Genomic DNA, 7491 nt, shown 5'->3' with positions numbered 1-7491 from the left:
CGCAGCGTGACAACAATGCGCATCTCCGTCTGGACGAGACAATGGGTTATTCCCGACGTAACCGTACAAATTAAGGCTCTGCGGATTTTCAAGATCGGAGTATGGCACGGCCTCTGGCTTGTCAGCCGTGGAATAAATCATCTGGTCCCGTGTTCTTACATAGATAGAGATATAGCGACCACCTAAAGGTGACCTCTCGTCTGAATACCAACTTAATCCAAAACCAACGGAGAAATGCAGTGGACTTTAATACGAATAATGATTCTCAAGGCATTATGAGGTCGACTACACACTCAGCACGCCATAATAACCAGCCAGGCGCATTCAATAAGAATCGCATTTTTCTTGTAAGCGTACTTGCTATTTTCACAGCCGGTGTAGCCGCATCCCTTCGCGCGGACATAGCCGCCGATCTGCAGCGCATATTTTTTGATCCCATCAGCCGAGATCACTCAGCCGAAATGATCGGATCAATCCTAGGCGTGCCGTTTCTTGGCTTTGCCTTCACAATTGCGATTGGAAGTCCACTGCTCGACATTATTGGGATGTCAGTGCTTCTCCAGTTGGCTGGAGTCTGCTTTATTCTCGGAACCTTGATGATCGTATTCGCGTCGGGTATCGCGAGCGGCCACTCTGCCTACAAGGTGATATGGATCGGGGCCACAATTTCCGGAGTAGCGTGGGGTTTGGTCGAAACCGTAACTAACCCACTAATTGCTACCCTCTACCCCGAAGATAAGACCACCAAATTGAATCATCTGCACGCCTGGTGGCCGGGGGGACTAATTGCAGGAGGATTACTCGGCTACGGTCTCAGTCGTCTGGGCATAGGATGGCAAATCAAGCTTGCGATCACCCTCATCCCGTCCATTACGTTTCTGGCAATGTGCTTTGGCATGAGGTTTCCGCCGACTGAACGCGCGGCATCAGGCGTGTCCACCCGCGATATGTTCCGGCAAACGCTGAAACCGATGTTCTTGATTCTCTTCTGTTCGATGTTCCTCACTGCCGCTTCGGAACTTGCACCCGGTCAATGGGTCGATCTTGCGCTAACGCGTACCGTCCACATGCAAGGGATTCTCCTCTTAGTTTACGTGAGCGGAATTATGTTTATAGCTAGGAACTTTGCCGGACCCTTGGTACGCAAACTGTCCGCTATTGGATTGATGTGGCTCTCGTGCCTGCTGGCATCTCTAGGGCTGTTGTCCTTGAGCTTTGCGAATTCTCCAATAACTGGTGTGCTTGCTGCGACTGTATGGGGTGTGGGTGTTTGCTTCATGTGGCCAACCATGTTGGGAACTGCTTCGGAGAGGTTTCCCCGAGGAGGAGCTCTTCTAATCGGGCTGATGGGAACTGCTGGAACTCTATCTACTAACTTCGTGTTGCCTGCGATGGGCCGCATCTTCGACAGCAAAAAAGTTGAAATTGCAGGCGGAGCAGAAGCGTTTAAAGCGCTGAACGGCGATAAACTAGAGCAGGTGCTCGGGTTGGCCGCGCAAGCTTCATTCCGAGCGGTGGCCATACTCCCGGCCATCCTGCTTATCGTTTTCGGCACGATAGTGCTCTATGACCGCTCAAATGGCGGATTCAAGCGTACAAAAATTTAACGTTAGATCAAGTGGTTCTGGTGCAAGGCAAAGAACCCGACAACGAATCAGAGCTCGACCACTTCGGGCAAGGACTTCAACAAGCCACAATGACGGATGGTTGTCCCTTGCTAAAACTCTCATCATGAGTTTCTGTAGAACGCTCTCCCAAACCACGATGATCGCTCTTGTGTTAGTGGGATCCGCACCAGCTGAAAGTCCACTTCCAGTGGAAGTCCGGTCCGCTAAGACTGTCTACTTGGTGAATGAAACAGGAAATGAGAAGGTTCTTGCTACGACGACTGATCAATTCGCGAGCTGGGGTCGGTTTGCGATTTCAAAGTTTAAAGATGATGCTGATCTTGTCGTTGAGTTACCCATAAAAACGGTATGGATAAATGGGGCAATCTGGGCATCATGGAAATGGACATGTTTGTGAAGGGACAAGAGGAGCCAGCATTCATCGCGAAGGACGCGTTGAAATTGATCACGGATCCGCAGCACCCGACCAACGCGTACATCAATGATTTTCGCAAGCGCCTGGAGGCTAGGAAGTGAGAATCGCCCTACAAGGAGGCCGAAACGAGCAAACCCGCTACCGTTCCAGCTCCCAGAGGCCGGACTGCCCTTGAATCTTCGCTGCCTTGCTTTTGGTTTCCGGAAATGACCGCCTCCAGCTCCGCTCCAAGCGCCCGATCGAAGGCCTTTCGAGCGATGGGCCTCTCCACCGGCGACCATTTCAAGTCTCGTATCGCGATGCCGGCGCCTGAGGCTGCCCGATTGGGTATATTCCGGTCCTCCAATGGAGCATTGGATCTCCGTCCGGAGGGATCGAGGACCTCATTCGGGATAGTTCGATGGCAGATCCGATGAGCACGTGAGAAGTGATTCAGGTGTTGATGTGCTTGCAAGCGCGTGGAAGGACGTCCTCTGATTTGAGAATCGCCACGCCTACGTCGTGTACATTGCCTGGGGCTTCGGTTAGACAGAGGCAGCCCAGGTCAATGGGCGACACAATAACATTTTCATTGCCAGTAGATATCGCTCAGAGCGATCATAAGTGCGCTTCTGCAGCTTGCGGAGAAGATTCTCGACCTGCGAGGTATTTGCCGCCGTTGGCGGCGATATCTCTCTCGCCCTTCCTTTGCCTCCGAGTGTGGCGTGAAGTAATTAGCAAATACCTCAGAAATCTATCCTGGGAAATCACGTCACGTCTACTATATACGGTGCCATGTCTCAACTCGGCTCAGCTGGCATCGCTACTATCATCTCTCGCAAGGAAGTCGCGTCGAGCGCTAACAGATCACACGCTTGACTCGCCGCCATCCACGAATAGCTCAATGCCCCGGTGAACCGACCATCTTCTGACGCCACGAATAAGGCAGATTTCGCTATGTCTTCAGGACGGCCCATTTCATTGGCAGGCACGATGGCGACGATATCGCACTTCAACTTTTCTACGACCTCCTCCGGAAGATTGGTGGATTGCCAGATTGGAGTGTCGATCGGACCCGGGCTGATTACATTGACACGTATCTTGCGCTCCTTGAGATCCATTGTCCATGTACGCGCAAAAGAACGGATAGCAGCTTTTGTCGCTATAAGTCGTGAAACCGGGAGTGCCAGCCTGTGATGCGTCGGACCCACACAGAAGAACGACACCGCGGTTTGGCATCAACGGTAGCGCCTTCTGAACAGTGAACAGCAATCCACGTAGGTGAATTTTATTAATTCAAACTTTGTCTCGTCGATCATCGGAGTAGTCAGGCAAGCTCGTAAATATCACAACTTGCAGCGGCAACACCACGACTATCTGTCTTCGACCGACCCGCTGGAGTGCTCGCAATCTGCCATATGGTCCAAGACTATATCGACTCAAAGTCTTTTGCGGTTGCAGATGCAATTCATCACTGGCGCTTTTGGAGTCACGTTCGGGTACAGACCAGTTTGGCCAATTTACTCAGTTTCACTAAACCACTGGTAAAAACGTGCTTGGATTCGTGAAAGGCCTGCGGTCATGAGATTTGAGATAACACCCTTTTTGGCCCACATCATGCTTCTGGACTCATTAGCAACTAGGTCTACAAGGGCTGACTTTGTCGTTGCGAGGAGTGGGCCTTGGCTTCGGATTGCCATGGTCGTGGTGTCTTCTTAACTCTCAATCGACGATCTTTGGGAGAGACCATGGCAAGGTGCACCTAGTATTTGTATTACCGAGGCGCAGTCACAAGTGTTCCGGAAACGAATGCGAGTGTGGCCCCAGCGGAAAGCGTGGCGCTGTAGGCGTCGTCTGAGGCGAGTGTGGCCTGCAAGAGTTGGGTCTGGGCGGCTACGACGGCTGTAATGGTTCCTACATCATGCTTGTAGGTGTAGGCATCGAGAGCAGCATCGTAGGAGATCTGCGAGGCGTCCTGCAGGGTGCGGGCAGCTTCATCGGCGGCGAGACTGGTCTCCAGCGCGTTTTGTGCGCCTACGATCTCACGAATTGCCACGATTCGTGTCTGGTCCACTATTGCCGCGGCCTTGACAGAGGGCAGTCGGCGGAAACGGTATCGAAAAACGCAGTGTGCCAAGCCTCCACGAACTTGCCGAGAAGGTGACTCTTCGGGCACAACGAGCGAGATCGCTTCCGGTTTGCCCGTTAGCCACCCCGAACCGGACGATTGAAGCTCCTCTCGTTCACTCGAGAGCTCGCTGAGTGCATTGGCGATTCATGTCCCCTTGCGTCTAACCACCGCGTCAACTAAAGTCTGCATGGCAGGTACAGTTCGAATGACCTCTCGCGTTACCCGTATTGCGTACACACTCGGCGCCATTTTCCTAGCTTGTGTAGCGGCGATGACCTCTTCCGCCCAAGGCCAGCCCAGCATGTCTGTACCTATAGTGTTCGTGCACGGCAACGGCGACGACGCTTCCAAGTGGATCGGTATTATCTGGCTCTTCGAGTCCAACGGTTACCCCACCGACAAGCTCTTCTCCGTGCGCTTCTCACATCCCAGCGCCCGCACGAATGACATCGTCGAAGAGTTAAATCGCTCTTCCACTACCGACGAGACCGCGGAGCTCAGCGCGTTCGTCACCCGCGTCCTCATCGAAACCCACAGCTCGAAGGTGGCTCTCATCGGGAGCAGTCGTGGCGGGATGACTATTCGTAACTACCTCCGCCACGGAGGCAGCAACAACGTTGCCTTCGCGATCACATGTGGAACGCCGAATCATGGAGTTATGGCGCTCGACGCTAATCTCGACGGCGAGTTCAACGGGAAGGGGCACTACCTCCAGTCGCTCAATCATGCCTATGGCTATGGCTCCGAGGTGCCCCCCGGCGTCAAAATGATGACGCTTCGCAGTGACAAGCTGGACAAGTATGCTCAGCCGAACGGCATCGCCTTCGGCAAGGCACAAACCGCTACCGGCATTACCTACGAAGGTCCCGCGCTCGCCGGAGCCACAAATATCGTCCTCCCCAACCTCGACCACCGCGAACTAGCCTTCGCCCCATCCGCTTTCGCAGCAATGTACAAGTTCATTACCGGCGCGGCACCCACGACCACGCTGGTTACACCGGTCTCTTCTCCAACTCTCTCGGGTCTTATCACCGGTTTTGAGAACGGCGCTTTTACCAATCTTCCACTCTCGGGCGTCCATCTTCGCATCTACCCGGTCAACTCCACCGAATCCACCACGCCAGCCTACGAAGTTGTCACTCGAAGTGATGGAAGATGGGGTCCATTCCAGGCCTCGTCCACACAGGAGTACGACTTCGACCTTGAATTTCAGGGCCGTCATATCCGCCTCTATAAGGCCCCGATCCCACGCTCAACGACTCTGCTCAATCTGCGTTTTTTGCCCGTCCCAACGGAGCCGAAGACTACCGGTCAGGCCACTCTTTCTGTGCCCACGCATGGCAGTCAACTTCTTATCGCCCGTCCACAGGGCTACTTCTCCCGCGAACGCGATCCCGTCCTGATTGACAACAAAATCGCTGACGACGAACCCACTGGACTCCCCATAAACGATTCCTTTCTCGCTGATCTTCCCACATCGACCGCCCAAATCACTTCGGTCGTCCTGCGCAAAGAAACTATTGCGGCCCGGCCTTCCACCGACCTCGCCACTGATCTCCCAGTCGTTGACTTTCTCTGGTGATCAGAGCAATGCGCTCATCGAGTGTTTGAAGGGGACACCTCATGAAACGGAATTTATGTACGCTAACGACGGCTGCTGACCAGTGATCCCTTGAAACGGGGGTTATAGGCAACTTCGCAATCTGGGTCCGCACCGCCCTTGAACTTGCCGGAAACTCGACTTTGAAGGCACTACTCGGCTTGTCGGTAAACACAAGAGCGTTTACCGTTACCTATCTGTTTTGCGTACACAGTCTCTTGTAGACGACTTTCCAACGACAAACAAGAACGCCACTGGCGAGAGCATCAGGGAGACCCACATGAGCAGCCGGAAGCAGTCCATGTAGCTGAGGAGGCTGGCCTGCTGGTTGATCTCATCATGGATCAATCCAAGCGCTCGAGTTATCGCATGGTTACTGGAATCTCCGGCAAAACTCCGAAAGAACGAGATATCGGTCTGCACCTCCGCGGATAGAGCCGTCGAAGATCCGCTCAAGTTTTGGACCAAGTACGTTCTGTGTACTTGAACTCCTCGCACCAGCATCGTGTTAACGACAGAGATGCCGATTGCAGAACCAAGATTTCGAAACAGCCCATACAGCGATGCGGCCGCATCGTTCTTGCCCGATTTAAGCCGTGAGAATGCCTGCACGCTAATAGGCGTCAGGAAGAGCGCCACTCCTGAGCTCTCAAGGATGCGGAGCTTCACGATGGTTGCGTAATCCACTTGCAGCGAGATGCTGCTCAAGCGATGGAACGCAAACGTGGTAATCAGCAATCCGCTAATGATCAACAGGCGATGATCAACACGCTCCATCAACCAAGTTGTAAGGGGTAGGAGCAGCAGCAGAACAAACGACCCCGGAGAGAGCACCATACCGCTGTCCGTGGCGCTGTAGCCGAGCATACTATGAGTGAACTCGGGAAGAAGTGCTGTACTTGCATATCGTGCGAAGTAGGTGAAGAAGATCATCCCGCTCGCCAGCGTGAAGTTGCGGTTTGCGAGCAGTCGGAGTTGCAATACCGGATGCTTTGCGCGGAACAGTTCGTGAAAAACAAGTAATATCAGAGCGACAAACGACACAAGCGCCGCCGTCCCTATCGCGGGAGAGGCGAACCAGTCTGAGCGTTCTCCACGATCCAGCACGTACTCCAAACACCCAAGTCCGAGTGCGATGCCAAGAAGTCCTATGTAGTCCACAGGGGCATTCTTTGTGTGGTCTTGCGGTGTCTTTGGCTGCAGAGCACGATTCAGAAAATAGGCCACAATGCCGCAAGGGATGTTCAGGAAGAAGATCCATCGCCACCCCCAATTGTCGCTAAGCCAGCCTCCTAACACAGGACCCAGCGTGGGAGCCAGCACAATGACTACGGAGTAGAGCGTAAACGCAGAAGCAATGCGTTCCTTTGGGAAAATGTCTGCCAGAATTGCCTGCGTGGTAGGCTGCAGACCTCCTCCGCCGAGACCCTGCAGAACACGAAAGAAGATCAGAATCGGCAGGCTTGGCGCGATGCCGCAGAACAGCGAACTGACGGTGAAAAGAAAAATCGAGATCAGGTAGAACCGTTTTCGTCCGATCCTGCCAGAGATCCAGCCGCTGATTGGAAGCACGACCGCGTTTGCTACCAGATAGGAGGTAAGTACCCAGACCGCTTCGTCCAAAGAGGAAGAAAGATTTCCTGCGATGTATGGTAACGCGACGTTTGCAATGGATGTGTCCAGCACTTCCATGAACGGCGCGATGATCGCGGCACCAGCGATCAGCCAGATGTTGTGT

General features: G+C 53.5%; 6 protein-coding genes. 3 read left to right on the top strand and 3 right to left on the bottom strand.

Annotated elements, in window-relative coordinates:
• The first annotated feature begins 239 nt into the window (after positions 1-239).
• Both AC5S26_RS27845 and AC5S26_RS27840 read left to right on the top strand, forming a co-directional pair.
• Positions 240-1607: an MFS transporter gene (locus tag AC5S26_RS27845; RefSeq protein WP_494188216.1), complete on the top strand. Its 1368-nt coding sequence runs from the start codon at positions 240-242 to the stop codon at positions 1605-1607.
• A 369-nt stretch (positions 1608-1976) separates the two neighbouring features.
• A complete protein-coding gene (locus tag AC5S26_RS27840) occupies positions 1977-2144 on the top strand; it encodes a hypothetical protein (protein ID WP_494188215.1) in 168 nt (55 codons plus the stop codon).
• Between the two features lie 678 nt (positions 2145-2822).
• Here AC5S26_RS27840 and AC5S26_RS27835 read toward each other — a convergent pair.
• Both AC5S26_RS27835 and AC5S26_RS27830 read right to left on the bottom strand, forming a co-directional pair.
• Positions 2823-3143, bottom strand: a complete 321-nt coding sequence (locus tag AC5S26_RS27835) for an SDR family oxidoreductase (RefSeq protein WP_494188214.1) — start codon at positions 3141-3143, stop codon at positions 2823-2825.
• A 653-nt stretch (positions 3144-3796) separates the two neighbouring features.
• Complete coding sequence (locus tag AC5S26_RS27830) at positions 3797-4078, bottom strand: hypothetical protein (RefSeq protein WP_494188213.1); 282 nt, start codon at positions 4076-4078, stop codon at positions 3797-3799.
• A 280-nt stretch (positions 4079-4358) separates the two neighbouring features.
• Between AC5S26_RS27830 and AC5S26_RS27825 the strand changes: the two genes are divergently transcribed.
• Positions 4359-5735 (top strand): alpha/beta fold hydrolase, encoded by a 1377-nt coding sequence (locus AC5S26_RS27825; protein ID WP_494188212.1) that lies wholly within the window; start codon positions 4359-4361, stop codon positions 5733-5735.
• Positions 5736-5942: 207 nt separating this feature from the next.
• On the opposite strand, the gene AC5S26_RS27820 is transcribed toward AC5S26_RS27825, so the two are convergent.
• Positions 5943-7460 carry a DHA2 family efflux MFS transporter permease subunit gene (locus AC5S26_RS27820; RefSeq protein ID WP_494188218.1) on the bottom strand — a complete coding sequence of 506 codons (1518 nt, stop codon included), beginning with the start codon at positions 7458-7460 and terminating at the stop codon, positions 5943-5945.
• Between the last annotated feature and the right edge of the window lie 31 nt (positions 7461-7491).

The organism is Edaphobacter sp. FHG110511_03, assembly GCF_059115365.1.
The sequence above is the reverse complement of the archived record's forward strand: the minus strand, read 5'-3'. Positions and strand labels throughout refer to the sequence as shown.

Bases quoted from the DNA above. Each gene is read 5' to 3' on its own strand.
- AC5S26_RS27840 (WP_494188215.1), top strand. From the start codon at position 1,977: ATGGATAAATGGGGCAATCTGGGCATCATGGAAATGGACATGTTTGTG.
- AC5S26_RS27835 (WP_494188214.1), bottom strand. From the start codon at position 3,143: ATGGATCTCAAGGAGCGCAAGATACGTGTCAATGTAATCAGCCCGGGT.
- AC5S26_RS27825 (WP_494188212.1), top strand. From the start codon at position 4,359: ATGACCTCTCGCGTTACCCGTATTGCGTACACACTCGGCGCCATTTTC.